Genomic DNA, 16,392 nt, shown 5'->3' on the forward strand with positions numbered 1-16,392 from the left:
CGACCTCTATGCCTATCCAGCCCTTGAACGGAGTTTTACGATATGCAGGAGAAACCATTCGATCCAGCGTGCTCAGTTCCAGACGTCCAGGCAGTTCTCAAAGCGATGGGTGATTGGCTCGAAAGGCCGTCTCTCGTTCTGGCCGGGTGTATTGCAGGAACAGGGTCAGTTCTATGACTTCGCCGATATCGACCAGGCGGTCGCGGACTGCGAGAGCGCCAAGACCGTCAAGCCCATCCTGCGTCTCGAGTAATAACCCTTGGGCGGCCGCCATGCTGGTACCGATGCGCGCCGGCGAGCGGCTTTGACAGGATCGGCTCTTGCGGTGATGCTCCTGACATCCATGCCCCGTGTGGCTTCAGCCGTCTTCGCTTCTCGCCTGGAGGAGCGTCTCCAGGTTGGATTCCACCCAGTCGGCGAGGTCTCGTACCTTAACGGCCGCCTGCATGCCCATCGGCGTAAGCGTGTATTCCACATGCGGCGGGACGACGTTGAAGGCGCGCCGCTCCACCATACCGTCCTTTTCGAGCAGCTGAAGCGTCTGCGCCAGCATCCGCTCGCTGACCCCGCCGATCCGACGACGCAGTTGGCTGAACCGCATGGTTCCAGGGAGCAACGCGATGAGCGCCAATATGCCCCACCGGCTGGTGAGATGGTTGAGGATCTCGCGGGAGGGGCATGCGGGCGTCAGAACATCGCCGCGTAGGAGCCTGTCGGGAAGGGTTTTCCGCTCCGATGGTTCGGACGTGCGGGCGGACTTTTCGAGCGCCATCCTAAACTTACCTTTTTGTATGTACTTACCAAGAATAATGGCGGACGCTATATCGAGGCAAGCCCTCCTACCCTGATTCAACGCGGAGATATTTGCCATGACGATCGCAGTAACGGCTGCAGCCGGCCAGCTGGGCCATATTGTCATCGACAAGCTCAAGCAGAAGGTGTCTGCCGGCGATCTTCTCGCCCTGGTCCGCCGACCGGAGCAGACTGAGGTTCTTGGGGTTGCTGCCCAGCCGATCGACTATTCCGCTCCTGCTACGCTCGATGCGCCTCTCCGCGGCGTCAACACCCTGTTGCTGATCTCCTCCAGCGAGATCGGCAAGCGAGCCGTCCAGCACGCCAATGTAATCGCGGCCGCGAAGAAAGCGGGGGTCGAGCGCATCGTTTATACGAGCGTGCTTCACGCGGACGTGTCCAGCTTGAGCCTGGCGGACGAGCACCGGGCAACCGAAGCCGAACTGAAATCGTCGGGTCTTGCCTACACGCTCCTGCGCAACGGTTGGTATACCGAGAACTATACCGGCTCCGTCGGCCCTGCGCTGACCAACGGCGCGCTGATCGGCAGCGCGGGTGATGGCAGGATATCCTCCGCGACCCGGGAGGACCTTGCCGAAGCCGCCGTCGCCGTATTGACCACTCCGGGTCATGAGAACATGACCTATGAACTGGCCGGCGACGAAGCCTGGACCCTGACCGACCTTGCGGCCGAAATATCGCGACAGACCGGCAAGAACATTCCCTATCATAATCTTCCCGCAGCCGATTACGCCGCAGCGCTCGAAGGTGCCGGTTTGCCCAAGGAGTTGGCCGCAGCCATCGCTTCCTATGATGTCAGCGCCTCGCAGGGCGCGCTTTATGGATCGGAGCGCACCTTGTCGCAGCTCATCGGGCGTCCGACGACGCCGCTGGCAACGAGCGTTGAACGCGCGCTCAAATCCCTCTGAGCGACATGCTTGGGCATCATTTATCTGAAACTGACAGCAACGACGCCGGCGCGCCGTTGCGCTTCAACGGAGATTGACGAGATGCAGGCAAAACCCTTCGATCCGGCGCGGCTGGCGCCCGACGTCCGCGCGGTCCTGGAGGCGATGAACGAATCGGGTGCGCCGCCGCTCGATACTCTGCCGATCGCTGAGATGCGCGAAGCATACAAGCAGATCGGCGCGACATTGGGCGGCGAGGTGCTGCCCGTCGGCGAGGTACGCGACATCAAGGCCATGGGGCCCGCGGGAGCGATCCCGCTGCGCCTCTATGTTCCGCAGACCCCCAGTTCGCCGGGAGCCGCAACCGTGTACATCCACGGCGGCGGCTGGTCGCTCGGCGACCTGGACAGTCACGACAAGGTCTGTCGGCGGCTCGTCCACAATAGCGGCGTGACCGTGGTTGCGATCGGCTATCGTCTGGCGCCCGAATATCCTGCTCCTGCCGGCCCCGACGATGTCGTGGCCGCTATCCGATGGCTCGCGGAGCATGCCGGCGAGTTCGCTCTGGATCCCCAGCGGCTTGCCGTTGCGGGCGACAGCGCCGGGGGCAGCCTTGCCGCCGTCGCGACGCAACAACTGCGCGACGAGGTTCAGTTTCGCGCGCAGGTGCTGTTCTACCCTTGCGGTGATCTATCCCCGACCGGCTGGGCATTTTCGTCTCGGGTCGAAAACGGCAATGTGCCACCACTGACGCTGGACGCGATGCACGCCATGTCCGATCCTTTCGTTTCCGATATCGATCCTCGCGATCCAAGGGTCTCCCCTCTCCTCGCCTCCACCTTCGATCGCTTGCCGCCGGCGCTGATCTTCAGCGGGGAATGCGACGCGCTCCGCGATGACGGTCGCCTGTACCGGGACGCGCTCCAATCGGCCGGTGTGCCGGTGGACTATGTCGAAATTCTCGGCATGGTGCATGGGTTCATCGAAATGGCCGGCGTCCTGAACACAGCGGTCGAGGCTTCCGAACGCGCGGGAGCCTTCCTGCGGCAAAACCTTTCTTAGCAAGGTCTCTGAAAGCGTCTACGATTTGCTAGCCTTGACCAAGCCACGGCTTAAGCATCGCCTCGCTCCGGTCCCACAGTCCCCTGGCAATCGATCCATCGTCTTTGAAGCCCACCTTCATCGGCTTCCCGTTCGCATACATCCCGCCACATTCCCAATCGCTGCCCGGGGTTCCCTCGGCAAGGTCGACCAGACCGGTTGCCGCCTTCTCAGGGCTTATCGTGATGAGGTACTTCAGCGGCGTGTGATAGATAAAGCGCATGAAATGCGTGGTGTCGCTTGCAAAGCTGGAGCGGACGACGCCGGGATGGAACGCCACGGCGGAAATGCCGTCCGGTCGGTGCCGACGATCGAGTTCCCTGGTGAACAATATGTTCGCCAGCTTTGCCCGGCCATAAGCCTTCTGCGGTGCGTAGTCGCGCTCGTTGTTGAGGTCGCTGAGGTCAAAACCGCCGCCCCACATGTTCGCGGCTTCGCTTGCGGTCTGGATGACGGTGGAACGACTTGCGATCAGTTCGGGCATCAGCAGCTTGACCAGAAGGAACGGCGCGAGATGGTTCACCTGAAAGGTTTTCTCGAACCCGTCCTCGGTCAGTTCGCGGTTCCCCATGATACCGCCCGCATTGTTCGCGAGCACATCGATGCGATCATAATGTTGCAGTTCGTCCGCCAGTCGCTGCACATCACCAAGCGTGGCATAGTCGGCCAGATGGAAGGGCACAGACAGTTCGCGGGCCATCGCCTCGGTCTTCGACCGCGAACGGCCCACCAGGATGACGGTGTGGCCAAGCGATTTGAGCTTCCGCGCTGCTGCCGCTCCAATTCCATCGCTGGCTCCGGTTATGATGATGGTCTTCTGCATTGGTCGGTTCTTTCTTATGGAACGATCGGTTTCGCGATGGCTGGATCGGGTCTAGCCACGCGGGCTGCGGCATATGATCTGCACGGCCAGACGAATTCCTGCCCGATATGCATTGGGCGAGGCGACTTCATGCTTTATGCCGACCGAGGCGTGGACGAGGTGCTGCGCCAGCTCGGCTGCCGAAAGCTTTTCCGCTTTCCATCGATCCGCAACCTGCGCCACCGACAGGGCTTCGGTGACCTCGGACAGGAGCGTCGTTTCGAACGCTCCGACCGCAAGCGGGCAACGTTTTCGGCTCTCCTCTATGAGTTCGTCCAGCAATGGAGAGCCAATGCCTGCGCCGTGCGCGACCTCGAATGCCTCGGCCAGCCTGTCTTCAATGCTGCAATCAGCCCGCCGGAGCGCCCGCCGCACCGTACCGCCCGCATCGCGCAGGTTCCCTGCGACCATCGCCTCGAAGATGGAATCCTTGCTGCCAAAATGCAGGTAGAGACCTTGCCGTGACAGGCCGGCCGCCTGCGCGAGATCCTTCATCGATGTCTTGGCGAAGCCGTACCGGAGGAAGACCTCAAGCGCGGCCGTGAGGATCGCGTCATACGTGTCGCCGGGCTCGGTGTTCATGGGTCTCTCTGCGGCGGGCTCTTCAGAAACGGGCGGCCCTCTGATTTACAGATTTGACATATTTAGTACGATTGTCAACCGACGTGCATGGCGAGCTGTGGCATGCCAAACCTGCGTCCGGGATCATTCACGGAGCCGGCCATCGAAGGCGACACGGGCAGCTTTGATCATGTCCTGATGGGCGCGAGCCCATTTTCCCAGCGCGGCAACAGGTTTCTGCAACGAGCGCCCGAGCGGCGTGAGCGCGTAGTCGACGCGCGCCGGAACGGTCGGCGTCACCGTCCGCGTGACGAGACCGTCCCGTTCCAGCCCACGAAGCGTCAAGGTCAGCATGCGCTGCGAAATGTCTGGCACCAGACGCGCGATTTCCGAGAAGCGACGAGGCCCGCCGGCAAGGCTCATAATGACCAGCACGGTCCATTTATCGCCAATCCGCTGCAAGACGTCTCGCGTGATCTCGCAGCCCTCGGCCACCTGCTGGAGCTGATCGCTGACATCGCTGTTCGGGACTATCATGCATGTGCCTCCTTGCAGCCGTTCGAGGAACTTACCAATATAGCGTCACTTCCTTTTTGTAAGCCGGAGGCTGCCTCATGACGCTGAATGTAGGAATCATCATCGGAAGCACGCGGCCCGGCCGCAATGGCGAAGCGGTAGCGCGTTGGGTCCATGAACTCGCCTCGCAGCGCAAGGACGCCGCCTTTCATCTCGTCGATATCGAGAGTTTCAACCTGCCGGTGCTCGACGAGCCGTTCCCGCCGTCGCTGCGGCAACCCTTCACCAAGGAGCATTCCAAAGCCTGGTCGGGCGCGATCGCACCGCTCGATGCCCTCGTGTTCGTGACGCCGGAATATAACCATTCGACCTCCGGTGCGCTCAAGAACGCGATCGATTTCCTGTTCTACGAGTGGCACGACAAGGCTGCGGGTTTCGTGAGCTATGGCAGCACGGGCGGCGTTCGCGCCGTCGAGCATCTGCGCGGTATCGTCGGAGAATTGCACATCGCGGATGTGCGTTCGCAGGTCGCGCTATCGCTGTTCGACGACTTTGAGAATTTCTCCACGTTCAAGCCGCGCGACGTGCAGGCGACCGCACTCAATACGATGCTCGACGAGCTGCTTGGCTGGGGCGGCGCGCTCAAGGGCTACCGAGAAGGCAAGCAGGCGAAAGCCGGCTGACCCGATCACGGGGTGCGTTTCGAAACAGGGAGAGACCATGACCGAACGGACGATCGTCAACAAAGGCGTCGCGCGGCGCGAGGACAATCACGACCTGATCACCCGCATCCCGCCGGTGACCATGTCTGGCCCCACGCCTTTCCTGCTGATCGTCCATCACGGGCCGCAGGTCTATCCGCCGAACAATCATGGCCTGCCCTTTGCGCCCCATCCACATCGGGGGTTCGAGACGATAACCTTCGTCCGCACCGGCGCGCTGCTGCACGAGGACAGCCGCTCGTCGCCCAGGATTGTTCATGGCGGCGGCGTGCAATGGATGACGGCCGGCTCGGGCATTGTCCACAACGAGTCCGCCCCGCCAGCCTTCAGGAAGGACGGCGGACCGCTCGAAGTCCTCCAACTCTGGCTCAACCTTCCCTCGGCGCTCAAAGACGCCCCGCCGCATTATGTCGGGCTCGAGGCTGAAGACATCCCGTCGATTGAGATCGATGGCGGCCGCGCCACCGTCAACGTCGTCGCGGGTCGCTTCGAGGACACCATGGCTCCGATCCGTTCGCTGACAGACGCGACAATGCTCGTCGTTGACCTAGCGCCTGGTGGAACGGTGGTGTTGCCGGCGCCGGAGGGACGCAGCCTCTTCCTCTACGTGATCGAGGGGGACGTCATCATCGGCGGCGAAAGGGTCGAGCAGTATAGCCGCGTGATGTTCGGCGATATGGGCGACCGCGTCACCGTGACGTCGACTGATGGCGGAACGATCATCTACGGCCACGCCCCGCCGATCAACGAATCCGTCGCTGCGCGTGGCCCTTTCGTCATGACCACGGCCACTGAACTCGTACAGGCCGCGCGCGACTATCAGGCAGGGCTGTTCGCATGAATTGAACAGGGGCGCCGGAAACCAAAACCCTGGCGATGCGCACAGTCTTGGCTTCCCGTCTGTACTGCCCCCTCAAGGAAGCGACGCCTGGCGAGGGCCGACGGTGATCAGAAGAGCACGAGGCCGGTTACCGCCTGACCCTGGTCGTACAGCACCGTCCGTTCCATGGTCTCAAGGTCGATGCGATAGACGCGGCCCGACAGGTCCGACACATAGGCGACATTGTCACCAGGGCAGAGCGTCAGGCCGATCGTTTCCTCAAAGCCGCGAACCAGAACCTCGTGCCCTTCCAGGCCGGTAGCCGTGATGCGGGCGCGGTTCAAGGAGTTGCCATCGGGCTCAGCGCCGCGATCGGTCCAGTAGAGCAGGCCCCGTTCCTCGTCGATTTCGAGATCGATGGGTTCAGGAAGCGCGTCCACGAGCAGCTCGATGTCGGACCGGTTCCAGGGCTGCTCACCTTGGGCAAGCTCAATGCCGGCGCGGAAGATACGGCCGAGACCTGCTTTCTTGGGCCCCTTCTGGGTCCAGTAGAGCTTGCCGTGCGCGGCATCGAGCGCGATGCCGACACATTGGTCGAGCTTGTCGCGGGGATAGGCGCCTCCCCTGCCCCGCTCCACCAGCGTTTCCAGCCCGCTCCCGTCGACCCTGCTGCGCATGACCCGGCCGCCTTCGCGGTCGCACCAGTAGAGCATGCCGGCGTCATGATCCAATTGGAGCTGCTTGGGCGTGTAGATCGCGCCGTCGCCGACCAGCTGGGTATCGCCAGTGCCGTCGAGGCGGCAGCGCCGGATGGTGCCGTCCGGCTCGAAGAAGTCCTCGCCTTCGCGATGGGGGCCCATGTCGGTCCAGTAGAAATAACCTTTTGCCGCATCGACCTGGATACCGTCGGGGTGGCCGACATTCTCCACCGTCAGGAGGATCTTGCCGCTCTCACGCTCAATCACCACCAACTGCCGCTTGTAGACATCCAGCAGGGCCAGACGGCCCTGCGCAGCCGTGTATTCGTTCATCTCACATCTCCGATTGCAACCGACCCTGCCTCATCTGGCGGGCGGCGAGGATCTCAGCGCGCGAGCCATTCAGCCTTGCCCGAGCCGCGAGGCACCAGCGGCGTCGCGTAGAAGCCGGGCGTGCGGGACATCCGAACCTGGTCGGTGACCCCCTGATAATGCCCACATGGCGTGTCCGCTTCGAACAGCTCGGGCGCGAGATATTCATGATCGCCGGCAGTGCCCGCGATCGCAGCGGCATAGGCCTTGTCGAAGATGCCCATGTGCAGGAGCCAGATCGACAGCCGTGCGAGCGAGATCCGGATACGATAGCTGCCGCCCTCGGTCGCGCGGCGTTGAAGCGCAGCCGCGACGGCAACGCTGGCGATCCACGACATGGCGTAGTCGTTGACGACGAATATCTCGGTCAGCTGCGGCCGCTCGGGCGTGCCTTCGCGGGCGAACACGCCGCTGACGCCGCCGGCATTCTGGTCGAAGCCGATACGATCCGCCCAGGGACCGCGCCAGCCATAGAGCGACATGTCGACATGGATGAGGCCGGGCTTGATTTCGGCGAGCTGCTCGGCCGTCAGGTTGTAGCGACCAAGGAAGCCCGGGCGCCGATTGGAAAAGAAGAGGTCGGCATCGCCCAGCAGCGCCTTGAAGCGCGTCATCTCGTCGGCGCGCTTGAGATCCATGGTCGCGGACCGCATTCCGACGTTCGCCGTGTAATAGGTCAGGTCCATCTCGAAGTCGCCCGGTCCCCACAGGTTGAGGACGTCCGCGCCATGATAGGCGAGAGCGCGGCCCAGGCCGGCGCCGGCGATCACCCGGCCAAGTCCGAGCGCCCGGATCCCGTCGAGGGGCGTTCGTGGATCGGCGGTGAACGGAACCGGATCGCTGTCGCCGATCTTCGTGATCTCGACGAGTGGCATATCCTTCAGATAGCCGAACTGCTCGGTCTGCGTGAATTCCTCGGCGGTGCGCACCAATGTCGCCTGCAGACCGGCCTGGTTGAAACGCTCCTCGAGCGCGAGCCCGTCATGCTCGCGAACCGCGGCCGCGATGGCGCTGACGCTGTCGCTGCACCCGAGCAAGGCGAGCGCCGCCGATTTGGTCCGGGGATAGATGTTGAGCAACTGCAGCCAGCGGCCGTCTCGCGTCTGGTACATGTGGCTCGGCATGAACGGATTGGCCGGGTCGGACGGTGTACCCGGCGCATATCCGTTCAGCATCTCCCACTTCTTGTCGTAGAAGGGGCATAGCCGGTGGAGCACCTGGCGCAGGTCGACCGACAGGTCCTGTCCCTCGCCGGTCCGCGTCTTCCAGATCCCCGCGAAGGCCACCGCCTTGGCCATCAGCGACACGCCCGCCATGGTGGCAAGCGGCCAGGGGCTGGAGATGATCGGGTCCTTGCCGGAGAATGTGACCGTTCCTCCGGCGTCGGTGGGGTCGAGACCTACCCCGTCCAACACCTCCCGCAGCTCCCTGGCGGGATCGATGCGATCGTCGGATGTGAGCGGCGCCGAGAGCGCCGCGGCAATGCGGTCCTGGATCATGCTGGTCATCACGTCATCCAATGTCTTGAGAGAGAAGCTCAGGGCAGCTGAGGAGCCTGGGCCTTGAGGGCGAGGAGTTGGATCAGCGTGTCGTCGCGCTCCTCCTGGAGCGTTGCGAGTTCCCGGCCGCTCAATTCGTCCTCGACGCCCTGCATCGCCTCGGTCTTGACCTTGGGCGTGAAGGAGAGGTCGCCGAGATCGCGCCACCAGGACTCGATCGGCGGTCCGAGATGGTCGATCACATGGCCGATACCACCGCTGCCGCCTGACAGATGGAGGTTGAGGAACGGTCCGAGCAGCGCCCAGCGCAGGCCCGGGCCATGCGCGATGGCGGTGTCGATGTCGGACACCGAAGCGATGCCCTGATCGACCAGGTAGAAAGCCTCGCGCCACAGCGCCGCCTGCAGCCGGTTGGCGACATGGCCCTTGACCTCGCGCCGGATATGGATCGGCTTCTTGCCGATCGCGCGATAGAAATTGATCGCCCGTTCGACCGCCTCGTCGGAGGTTTCCTTGCCGCCCACGACCTCGACGAGCGGGATCAGATGCGGCGGGTTGAAGGGGTGACCGAGCACGACCCGCTCGGGATTGCGCGCGCCGCCCTGGATGTCGGAGATGAGAATTCCCGACGAGGAGGTGGCGATGATCACGTCATCGGCGACGGCTGCCGAAATCTCGGCGAGCAGCGCGCGTTTGACGTCGACGCGCTCGGGTCCGTTCTCCTGCACGAAGCCGACGCCGGCCAGCGCGCTCACGGGGTCGGCATCGAAGGTCAGCCGGTCCTGGGACGCGCCGGGCGCGAGCCCGATCTTGACGAGCGCGGGCCAATATTGCGCGACGAGATCCCGCAGCTTCTGCTCGGCACCGGGCGCGGGATCGGTTGCGCCAACGTCAAATCCGCGAGCCAGATAATAAGCCGCCCAACTGGCGCCGATGACGCCGCAACCGACGATGCCGATTTTTTGAGGTGTCGCCACGATGATTTCTCCGTTTTGCTTGCGCAGATCTCGACGAGATGCGGACAAGCCTAAAAAATGTTCGAGGTGGGCGGGTGTCTGATTGGCGATGTCCACCCATCTCTTGCGCCAAATCTATGCCTGCGTTGCCAGACACACCAAGACTTGCTAGCGCTACAAGCTATGCTCAGGAGGCATGGTTGGAACTGCGCCACATCCGATACTTCGTTGCCGTCGCGGAATCCGGAAGCGTCAGCACGGCAGCGCGATCCCGGCTGCATACCTCGCAGCCGTCACTGAGCCGGCAGTTGCTCGAGCTTGAAGAAGAGCTGGGCGTGAAGCTCTTCGAACGACGGTCTCGTGGCGTGGTGCTTACCGATCCGGGCCTCGTGTTCCTGGAACGAAGCCGGCGCGTGTTGAAAGAAGTCGATGACGCGGCTGCGGCGGCCAGAAATACTCCGGCTGTGTTGAGGCTGGGGGTCCTCCCCGGGCTTGAACTGTCGACACTGCCCAGGGTGGTCGAACTTGCCCGGAAGCATTCCCCCGAAGCGGAAATTCGCGTGATGAGCGCCTCATCTCCGCGACTGATCGAGGAGTTGCGCGCCGGGAACATCGATATGGCTTTCATGCGTCAGGACGAAGACGCGGTGGATATCCATTTCGAGATTGCGGGCTATCACGGCCTCACCGCCTTTCTGCGCGACGACCATGCTCTGGCTGCGAAGCCCGAGCTCGTCTTCGAGGACCTGATCGATCAGACCTATGTGTCAGTCGGGCGTCGGTCCGCCCCGGCTCTGCGCGTGGCCATCGACGCCTGGGCGCAGCGCAAGGACCTGCCGCTGCGCCCGGTCCACACGGCCGCCAACATTGCCTCGGCGCTGTCGCTCATCCTCACGGTCGGAGGCTTTTCGCTTTTGCCGAAATATGCCGACCAGCTCCTGCTCCCGCGCGTCATCACGCGTCCTCTCGTCGACGGACCTTCCCCAATCCCGCTCATGATCGGCTACCGGCCCAAGAACGCATCCCGCTCCAGGCATTTGATGGAAGCTGTGCGAAAAGGGTGGCGGGCCTAGTCGTACAGCCCATGCCCGGTGGTCGGCTCACCGGCCACGATCATGCCGGGGGTCTGCCCCGCGCATCATCAGCCTGGGCAGTTCGTATGTCAGTGAGCGAAAGAGCTCCGCTCAGCATCATCGTGCCGTTACAATAGCGAACGGGATGACAGCAGATTGCTATGCTGCCCGTTTGCCGCTCGCGGATTTCTTGCCGATCAGCTCGAGAACCATTTCCGCCAGTTCGTCGATCTTTATGTCTCCGTCAGGATCGTACCAGGTGTGGGTCCAGTTGATCATCCCGAAGAGCAGCATGGTCTGGACGCGTGCCCGTTTCGGGTCGCCGGCCAGACCCGGGGTGAGAGCGGTGAGTAGCTTCTGGGTCACTTCGACCACCTGGCGCTGCTTGCTCACGATCGTTTCACGCATTGCGTCTGGCAAATGCGCCAGCTCGTTCAACAGCACTTTCTGGCGGCTCGCCGCGCCCATATAGTGGCGCAGGAAGGCATGGATCAGCCTGTTGAACTGGTCGGCGGCTCGCCCGCCTTCCCGGGCCACCTGATGGGTATCCTCCACGAGCTGATCGATGTGCGAAGACATCACCTCGTAAAGAATATCCTCCTTCGAAGGGAAATAATGGTAGATGAGCGACTTGGACGTCTGGCACGCTGCGGCGAGATCGGAGAGGGATGCGCCGGTGAAGCCGCGCCGAGCAAAGAGTTCGGCTGCCTTGTCGACGATCGCTATGCGGCGCTCCTCATAATCCGGGGCCTGGGTGCGCGCCATCAATCCGTCCAATCCACACAAGAGTATAAGAACCGACCCTATTATCCGGATCGGCCCGAAATTCTCAAGCAATGATTGACCGGCCGGTCGGCCTCGAGAGGACGGCAGCTGCTGCAAGCGACCAATAGCCATTCCAGACGGGATCGACCGGCCACATGTGCGCCTTGCCCGATGGCCCCCGTCACCGGACCAGGGCCTTGGCCATCAGCCGCAGGACATTGCCGGCCAGACCGGATCGCGTCGTTCGCGGAAGGCCGCGATGCCCTCGGCTTTCTCCGGACCGGCGAGCAGTGCAAGAAAGCGCTGGCGCTCGGCGCAGAGATGCTCGCTCAAGGAACGATCCGCGGCGTCTCTTATGCTGGCCTTCGCAGCCTTGAGCGCGCGAGGTGCGCGCGAGGCGAGCTTGCTTGCAAGGGTCAGCGCATCGGACAAGGCCTCGCCGTCCCGGGCCAGCCGCGCGATCAGCCCGAGATCATATGCGCGCCTGGCGTGGATCGGCTCGCCCGTCAGCACCATATCCAGGGCGGCGGCCCGTCCTACGAGGCGCGGCAGGAGCGCAGTGCCCCCTGCCCCAGGGATGATCCCGAGATTGGTTTCGGGCTGGCCGATCCTGGCATTTTCGGCCGCGACAACGATGTCGCAGCGCAGCATCAGTTCGCAGCCCGCGCCGAGGCACCAGCCCTCGACCGCCGCCACCAGCGGTTTGGGGAAGCCCGCGATACAGGCCCAGGCGTTCCAGCGCGGCCCGGCGATCGGCTCCTTTCCGTCGGAGCGCTCCAGTTCCCCAAGATCGGCACCCGCCGCGAATACCTTCTCGTTTCCGGCAAGGACGACACAGCGAATGGTATCATCGTCGGCCGCGCCCATCAGCTCGCGGGCGATCATCTCGAGCAGAGGCGTCGCGAGAGCGTTGCGGCTTGCCGGCCGGTTGAGGGTCAGCAGCAACACGCCATCGGAAGGCCGCGACGCGAGCAGCATGGGGGCCTCAGCTGTCATAGTCGACAACCACACCCTCGCCGGCCGGGATGGACTGGCAGGTCAGGATGTAACCCTGCTCGACTTCCTGCGGGCTCAATCCGTAATTCTTTTTCATGGTGACCTCGCCAGCGACCAGTTTGGCCCGACAGGTCGCGCACACGCCCGCCTTGCACGCATAGGGCGCAGGGAGTCCGGAGGCCCGGGCGCTCTCGAGGATATTGCCCTTCTCGGCATCGAATTCGATGGCCCGGCGCCGTCCGTCGACACGAACTTCCATCCGCAGGCCCTGCGCCTTCCGGCGGCTCTCACGATCCGCTTGCCGTTCCGTCTCGCTCTCCTCGCCGGTGGAAAAGCGCTCGGTCAGGACATGTTCCGGCGACAGGCCCGCGCCCAGCATCGCCAGCTCGGCGGCGTCCATCATGGCACCCGGACCGCAGATGAACGCGACATCGATCGCGGCCGGGTCGACAAGCGAGTCCAGGACCATGGCGATCCGCGCCTCGTCCAGGCGACCGTTGAACAATTCGATATCGTCGAACTCGCTGGTGAGGAAATGATAGATCTGGAGCCGACCCAGATAGCGGTCCTTCAGCGCGGCGAGTTCCTCGAGAAACATGATCGAGGAGGAACTCCGATTGCCATAGAGCAGCGTGAAACGACTGTCTTGCTCGATCGCCAGGCCCGTCCTGATGAGCGAGAGAACCGGCGTGATGCCCGAGCCCGCGGCGAAGGCCAGATAATGATGCCGAGCCTCGGGCTCGAATTTCCAGGTGAAATGGCCGCGCGGTGCCATCGTTTCGATGATATCGCCCGCCTTCAATGATTGAAGCGCCCAGCCGGAGAAAAGTCCGCCTTCCACCTGCTTGATGGCGACCCGCAGCGGGCCGTTGCCCGGTGCCGCGCAGATCGAATAGTTGCGGCGCACATCCTGCCCGGCGATTTCCGCGCGGAAAGTCAGATGCTGTCCCGGAAGAAAGGCAAAGGTCTCGGCAAGCGACGGATCAGGCTCGAGCGTCACCGCGATCGCCTGATCGGTTTCGTGGGCGACGTCCAGGATCTTGAGCGGATGGAAAGCGGTCGACATTGGCGTTCCTAATGACATTTGAAGCGATCGAACGGTTCTTGGCAGTCGAGGCAGCGCCACAGCGCCTTGCACGGGGTCGATCCGAAACGGCTGACCTCCTGCGTATGCAGCGATCCGCAGCGGGGACATTCGGCAGGAGAGTCAGCCCGAAGCGATCGCGATCCGGCGCCTTTGGGTGGCGGTGCGATGCCATAGGCGCGCAGCTTCTCGCGTCCCTCGTCGCTGATCCAGTCGGTCGTCCATGGCGGCGAAAGGACCGTCTTGATCCCCACATCGGCAAAGCCGGCTTCGTCGAGAGCCGCGCGGACGGATGCCTCGATGACCAGCGTCGCGGGGCAGCCGGTGTAGGTTGGCGTGATGGTCACGACCGGAGGATCGCAACGCACGCCGCGGACGATGCCCAGGTCCGTCACCGACACCGCCGGTATCTCCGGATCGGGAACGGTAGCGAGAACCGCCATGATCCGGTCGGCAACGGCATCGTCAAGGACCTCGGAAACCATGCCGATCACCAGACCGCGTCAGGGTAGGTGCGCGGCAGATACTGCATCGTTGCGAGCAGATGGCCGAGATGCTCGCCATGATGGCCGATCCGGCCGCCAGTAAGGGCGCGGGGATATTCGGGGAGGGGCAAGGTGGCGTCGCGCAGCACGTTTCCGACGGTCGCGTCGAAACCCTGGCGAAGTTCCGCCCGATCGACCGCGATACCCGCGCGGGTCAAGGACTGCTCGATCTCATCGCTCTGGAACATCTCGTCAACGAAGCGCCAGAACCAGTCCAGGCCGTCGACCATGCGCCGCCGGCTTTCCTCGGTACCGTCTCCGAGCCGGACCACCCAGTCGGAGGCAAGCTCGGCATGGTAGCGCACTTCCTTGACCGCCTTGGCGGCAATCTCCGCGATCCGGTGATCGGACGAGCCGGTCAGTCGTTCGAACAGCGACAGCTGCATGGTGGAAAACAGGAATTGCCGCGCGATGGTCTGCGCGAAATCGCCGTTCGGTTGCTCGACGAGCAGGCAATTGCGGAAGGCAAGAACATCCCGATGGAAAGCCAGCCTGTCGCCATCGCGGCCCTTTCCCTCCACCTCGCCCGCCAGGTTGAGGAACAGGCTCGCCTGACCGATCAGGTCGAGACCGATATTGGCGAGGCTGAGGTCGATCTCGAGCGCCGGCGCATGCCCGCACCATTCGGTGAGACGCTGACCCAGGATCAGGCTGTCATCGCCAAGGCGCAGAAGATAGTCGAAGAGCGCCCCATGATGCTCGACCGCTTCGCCCGCGTCGAAGCTGCCGCCCGCCCGCGCCTTTTCGGCATTAGCCACATCGCCCGGCTGGATGGTCGGAAGCGACGGCGCCATCACATATGCCCCACGGCGTCTGGGATGTCGTAGAAGGTCGGATGGCGATAGATCTTCGTCTCCGCCGGCTCGAACATCGGGCCGGACTGGTCCGGGTCGGAAGCGACGATATCGCTCGACTGTACGACCCAGAGGCTGACGCCTTCCAGCCGCCGGGTATAGACGTCGCGCGCATGACGCAGGGCAAGTTCCCCATCGGGCGCATGCACCGACCCGACATGCTTATGGCTCAACCCGCCTTTCGACCGGATGAAGACCTCCCAGAGCGGCCAATCGTGGCTCATCAAAATCGTCCTTGTTTATGGTGTCGACAGGTCTCAGGCGGCAAGCCGGGCCCGGCGTTTGGCTTCATGGGCGTCGGCCGCCTCGCGGACCCAGGCGCCCTGCTCCCAGGCGTCGCGTCGGGCTTTCATGCGCTCCCTGGCGGTCGGTCCCTCGCCGCGAACCACGGCATAGAATTCCTCCCAGTCGATCTCGCCGAAATCATAGCCTTCCTTCTCAGCATTCCAGCGAAGGTCGGGATCGGGGATCGTCAGGCCCAGGAACTCCGCCTGCGGCACGGTCGCATCGACGAATTTCCGGCGGAGATCGTCATTGCTGTCGCGCTTGATCCGCCAGCGGAAGCCTTGCGCGGAATTGGGCGAATCCGCGTCGGGCGGACCGAACATCATCAGCGAGGGCCACCACCAGCGGTTGAGCGCGTCCTGTGCCATCGCCTTTTGCTCGGCTGTACCGGCGCCCAGCGTCATCATGATCTCGTAACCCTGGCGCTGGTGGAAGCTCTCCTCCTTGCAGACGCGGATCATCGCGCGGGCATAGGGACCATAAGACGTGCGCTGCAACGGCACCTGGTTCATGATCGCGGCGCCGTCGACGAGCCAGCCGATGGCGCCGATATCGGCCCAGGTCAGCGTCGGATAATTGAAGATGGTGCTGTACTTGGCCTTGCCCGCATGAAGCGCCTCGATCATCTCCTCTCGGCTCGTGCCGAGCGTCTCGGCGGCGCAGTAAAGATAGAGCCCGTGGCCGCCTTCGTCCTGCACCTTGGCCAGCAGGATCGCCTTGCGTCGCAGCGACGGCGCGCGCGTCAGCCAGTTGCCTTCCGGTAGCATGCCGACAATTTCGGAATGCGCATGCTGCGAGATCTGGCGCACGAGCGTCCGACGATAAGCCTCGGGCATCCAGTCCTTGGGCTCGATGAATTCGTCCGCGGCCACCCGCGCCTCGAAGGCGGCGACGAGTTCCGGGTCTTCGGACACGATCGAAACGGGGGCGACCTTACCGCCCTGCTCCTTGAGCTCGGTGGTATACATCGGCTTGCTCCTTCT

At 63.4% G+C, this 16,392-nt stretch carries 20 protein-coding genes; 6 read left to right on the top strand and 14 right to left on the bottom strand.

What is annotated here, in order from left to right:
* The first annotated feature begins 109 nt into the window (after nucleotides 1-109).
* A complete protein-coding gene (locus tag BHQ40_RS26200; RefSeq protein ID WP_171905851.1) occupies nucleotides 110-253 on the top strand; it encodes a hypothetical protein in 144 nt (47 codons plus the stop codon).
* 105 nt (nucleotides 254-358) lie between these two features.
* On the opposite strand, the gene BHQ40_RS13595 is transcribed toward BHQ40_RS26200, so the two are convergent.
* Nucleotides 359-772 (bottom strand): winged helix-turn-helix transcriptional regulator, encoded by a 414-nt coding sequence (locus BHQ40_RS13595; protein ID WP_070156441.1) that lies wholly within the window; start codon nucleotides 770-772, stop codon nucleotides 359-361.
* Between the two features lie 97 nt (nucleotides 773-869).
* Here BHQ40_RS13595 and BHQ40_RS13600 point away from each other — a divergent pair, with 97 nt between their 5' ends.
* Nucleotides 870-1,721, top strand: coding sequence for an SDR family oxidoreductase (locus tag BHQ40_RS13600; RefSeq protein WP_070156412.1), 852 nt, complete (start codon nucleotides 870-872; stop codon nucleotides 1,719-1,721).
* Nucleotides 1,722-1,802: 81 nt separating this feature from the next.
* Nucleotides 1,803-2,762: an alpha/beta hydrolase gene (locus tag BHQ40_RS13605; protein ID WP_070156413.1), complete on the top strand. Its 960-nt coding sequence runs from the start codon at nucleotides 1,803-1,805 to the stop codon at nucleotides 2,760-2,762.
* A 28-nt stretch (nucleotides 2,763-2,790) separates the two neighbouring features.
* On the opposite strand, the gene BHQ40_RS13610 is transcribed toward BHQ40_RS13605, so the two are convergent.
* The 3 genes from BHQ40_RS13610 to BHQ40_RS13620 form a co-directional block, all read right to left on the bottom strand.
* Nucleotides 2,791-3,624 carry an SDR family NAD(P)-dependent oxidoreductase gene (locus tag BHQ40_RS13610; RefSeq protein WP_070156414.1) on the bottom strand — a complete coding sequence of 278 codons (834 nt, stop codon included), beginning with the start codon at nucleotides 3,622-3,624 and terminating at the stop codon, nucleotides 2,791-2,793.
* 51 nt (nucleotides 3,625-3,675) lie between these two features.
* Nucleotides 3,676-4,245, bottom strand: a complete 570-nt coding sequence (locus BHQ40_RS13615) for a TetR/AcrR family transcriptional regulator (RefSeq protein ID WP_070156415.1) — start codon at nucleotides 4,243-4,245, stop codon at nucleotides 3,676-3,678.
* Between the two features lie 123 nt (nucleotides 4,246-4,368).
* Nucleotides 4,369-4,761 carry a winged helix-turn-helix transcriptional regulator gene (locus BHQ40_RS13620; RefSeq protein ID WP_070156416.1) on the bottom strand — a complete coding sequence of 131 codons (393 nt, stop codon included), beginning with the start codon at nucleotides 4,759-4,761 and terminating at the stop codon, nucleotides 4,369-4,371.
* Between the two features lie 77 nt (nucleotides 4,762-4,838).
* Here BHQ40_RS13620 and BHQ40_RS13625 point away from each other — a divergent pair, with 77 nt between their 5' ends.
* Both BHQ40_RS13625 and BHQ40_RS13630 read left to right on the top strand, forming a co-directional pair.
* Entirely contained in the window at nucleotides 4,839-5,423 is a 585-nt protein-coding gene (locus tag BHQ40_RS13625) for an NADPH-dependent FMN reductase (protein WP_070156417.1), read from the top strand.
* Between the two features lie 37 nt (nucleotides 5,424-5,460).
* Entirely contained in the window at nucleotides 5,461-6,303 is an 843-nt protein-coding gene (locus BHQ40_RS13630; protein WP_070156418.1) for a pirin family protein, read from the top strand.
* A gap of 107 nt (nucleotides 6,304-6,410) precedes the next feature.
* Here the strand turns inward: BHQ40_RS13630 and BHQ40_RS13635 are convergent, their stop codons facing one another.
* Genes BHQ40_RS13635 through BHQ40_RS13645 form a run of 3 tightly spaced genes read right to left on the bottom strand, consistent with a single transcriptional unit; the run spans nucleotide 6,411 to nucleotide 9,924 of the window.
* A complete protein-coding gene (locus tag BHQ40_RS13635; RefSeq protein ID WP_070156419.1) occupies nucleotides 6,411-7,313 on the bottom strand; it encodes an SMP-30/gluconolactonase/LRE family protein in 903 nt (300 codons plus the stop codon).
* 53 nt (nucleotides 7,314-7,366) lie between these two features.
* Nucleotides 7,367-8,860 (bottom strand): CoA transferase, encoded by a 1,494-nt coding sequence (locus tag BHQ40_RS13640; RefSeq protein ID WP_070156420.1) that lies wholly within the window; start codon nucleotides 8,858-8,860, stop codon nucleotides 7,367-7,369.
* 29 nt (nucleotides 8,861-8,889) lie between these two features.
* On the bottom strand, nucleotides 8,890-9,924 hold the full coding sequence (locus tag BHQ40_RS13645) for a 3-hydroxyacyl-CoA dehydrogenase NAD-binding domain-containing protein (RefSeq protein ID WP_223806527.1): 1,035 nt from the start codon (nucleotides 9,922-9,924) through the stop codon (nucleotides 8,890-8,892).
* An 83-nt stretch (nucleotides 9,925-10,007) separates the two neighbouring features.
* On the opposite strand from BHQ40_RS13645, the gene BHQ40_RS13650 reads away from it, so the two are divergent.
* The gene (locus BHQ40_RS13650; protein ID WP_070156422.1) at nucleotides 10,008-10,880 is read left to right on the top strand and encodes a LysR substrate-binding domain-containing protein; all 873 of its coding nucleotides are present in this window, start codon (nucleotides 10,008-10,010) and stop codon (nucleotides 10,878-10,880) included.
* A 159-nt stretch (nucleotides 10,881-11,039) separates the two neighbouring features.
* Here the strand turns inward: BHQ40_RS13650 and BHQ40_RS13655 are convergent, their stop codons facing one another.
* The 7 genes from BHQ40_RS13655 to paaA form a co-directional block, all read right to left on the bottom strand.
* Nucleotides 11,040-11,645 carry a TetR/AcrR family transcriptional regulator gene (locus BHQ40_RS13655; RefSeq protein ID WP_070156423.1) on the bottom strand — a complete coding sequence of 202 codons (606 nt, stop codon included), beginning with the start codon at nucleotides 11,643-11,645 and terminating at the stop codon, nucleotides 11,040-11,042.
* 204 nt (nucleotides 11,646-11,849) lie between these two features.
* Nucleotides 11,850-12,623, bottom strand: a complete 774-nt coding sequence (locus tag BHQ40_RS13660) for an enoyl-CoA hydratase-related protein (RefSeq protein WP_070156424.1) — start codon at nucleotides 12,621-12,623, stop codon at nucleotides 11,850-11,852.
* 7 nt (nucleotides 12,624-12,630) lie between these two features.
* On the bottom strand, nucleotides 12,631-13,707 hold the full coding sequence (locus tag BHQ40_RS13665; protein ID WP_070156425.1) for a 2Fe-2S iron-sulfur cluster-binding protein: 1,077 nt from the start codon (nucleotides 13,705-13,707) through the stop codon (nucleotides 12,631-12,633).
* Between the two features lie 8 nt (nucleotides 13,708-13,715).
* Nucleotides 13,716-14,210: a 1,2-phenylacetyl-CoA epoxidase subunit PaaD gene (gene paaD, locus BHQ40_RS13670; protein ID WP_070156442.1), complete on the bottom strand. Its 495-nt coding sequence runs from the start codon at nucleotides 14,208-14,210 to the stop codon at nucleotides 13,716-13,718.
* A 5-nt stretch (nucleotides 14,211-14,215) separates the two neighbouring features.
* Nucleotides 14,216-15,064: a 1,2-phenylacetyl-CoA epoxidase subunit PaaC gene (gene paaC / locus BHQ40_RS13675; protein WP_083276923.1), complete on the bottom strand. Its 849-nt coding sequence runs from the start codon at nucleotides 15,062-15,064 to the stop codon at nucleotides 14,216-14,218.
* The gene (gene paaB, locus BHQ40_RS13680) at nucleotides 15,064-15,348 is read right to left on the bottom strand and encodes a 1,2-phenylacetyl-CoA epoxidase subunit PaaB (protein WP_070156426.1); all 285 of its coding nucleotides are present in this window, start codon (nucleotides 15,346-15,348) and stop codon (nucleotides 15,064-15,066) included. Before paaB ends, paaC begins: the two co-directional genes overlap by 1 nt.
* A gap of 33 nt (nucleotides 15,349-15,381) precedes the next feature.
* Entirely contained in the window at nucleotides 15,382-16,377 is a 996-nt protein-coding gene (gene paaA / locus BHQ40_RS13685; RefSeq protein WP_070156427.1) for a 1,2-phenylacetyl-CoA epoxidase subunit PaaA, read from the bottom strand.
* Nucleotides 16,378-16,392: the final 15 nt, after the last annotated feature.

It is taken from the genome of Sphingobium phenoxybenzoativorans (assembly GCF_001757355.1).
Taxonomy (GTDB): Bacteria; Pseudomonadota; Alphaproteobacteria; order Sphingomonadales; family Sphingomonadaceae; genus Sphingobium; species Sphingobium phenoxybenzoativorans.

Bases quoted from the DNA above. Each gene is read 5' to 3' on its own strand.
- BHQ40_RS13665 (WP_070156425.1), bottom strand. From the start codon at position 13,707: ATGTCGACCGCTTTCCATCCGCTCAAGATCCTGGACGTCGCCCACGAA.
- paaA (WP_070156427.1), bottom strand. From the start codon at position 16,377: ATGTATACCACCGAGCTCAAGGAGCAGGGCGGTAAGGTCGCCCCCGTT.
- BHQ40_RS13605 (WP_070156413.1), top strand. From the start codon at position 1,803: ATGCAGGCAAAACCCTTCGATCCGGCGCGGCTGGCGCCCGACGTCCGC.
- BHQ40_RS13630 (WP_070156418.1), top strand. From the start codon at position 5,461: ATGACCGAACGGACGATCGTCAACAAAGGCGTCGCGCGGCGCGAGGAC.
- BHQ40_RS13615 (WP_070156415.1), bottom strand. From the start codon at position 4,245: ATGAACACCGAGCCCGGCGACACGTATGACGCGATCCTCACGGCCGCG.
- paaC (WP_083276923.1), bottom strand. From the start codon at position 15,064: ATGGCGCCGTCGCTTCCGACCATCCAGCCGGGCGATGTGGCTAATGCC.
- paaB (WP_070156426.1), bottom strand. From the start codon at position 15,348: ATGAGCCACGATTGGCCGCTCTGGGAGGTCTTCATCCGGTCGAAAGGC.
- BHQ40_RS13595 (WP_070156441.1), bottom strand. From the start codon at position 772: ATGGCGCTCGAAAAGTCCGCCCGCACGTCCGAACCATCGGAGCGGAAA.
- BHQ40_RS13625 (WP_070156417.1), top strand. From the start codon at position 4,839: ATGACGCTGAATGTAGGAATCATCATCGGAAGCACGCGGCCCGGCCGC.
- BHQ40_RS13660 (WP_070156424.1), bottom strand. From the start codon at position 12,623: ATGCTGCTCGCGTCGCGGCCTTCCGATGGCGTGTTGCTGCTGACCCTC.
- BHQ40_RS13600 (WP_070156412.1), top strand. From the start codon at position 870: ATGACGATCGCAGTAACGGCTGCAGCCGGCCAGCTGGGCCATATTGTC.
- BHQ40_RS13620 (WP_070156416.1), bottom strand. From the start codon at position 4,761: ATGATAGTCCCGAACAGCGATGTCAGCGATCAGCTCCAGCAGGTGGCC.
- BHQ40_RS13610 (WP_070156414.1), bottom strand. From the start codon at position 3,624: ATGCAGAAGACCATCATCATAACCGGAGCCAGCGATGGAATTGGAGCG.
- paaD (WP_070156442.1), bottom strand. From the start codon at position 14,210: ATGGTTTCCGAGGTCCTTGACGATGCCGTTGCCGACCGGATCATGGCG.
- BHQ40_RS13655 (WP_070156423.1), bottom strand. From the start codon at position 11,645: ATGGCGCGCACCCAGGCCCCGGATTATGAGGAGCGCCGCATAGCGATC.
- BHQ40_RS13635 (WP_070156419.1), bottom strand. From the start codon at position 7,313: ATGAACGAATACACGGCTGCGCAGGGCCGTCTGGCCCTGCTGGATGTC.
- BHQ40_RS13640 (WP_070156420.1), bottom strand. From the start codon at position 8,860: ATGACCAGCATGATCCAGGACCGCATTGCCGCGGCGCTCTCGGCGCCG.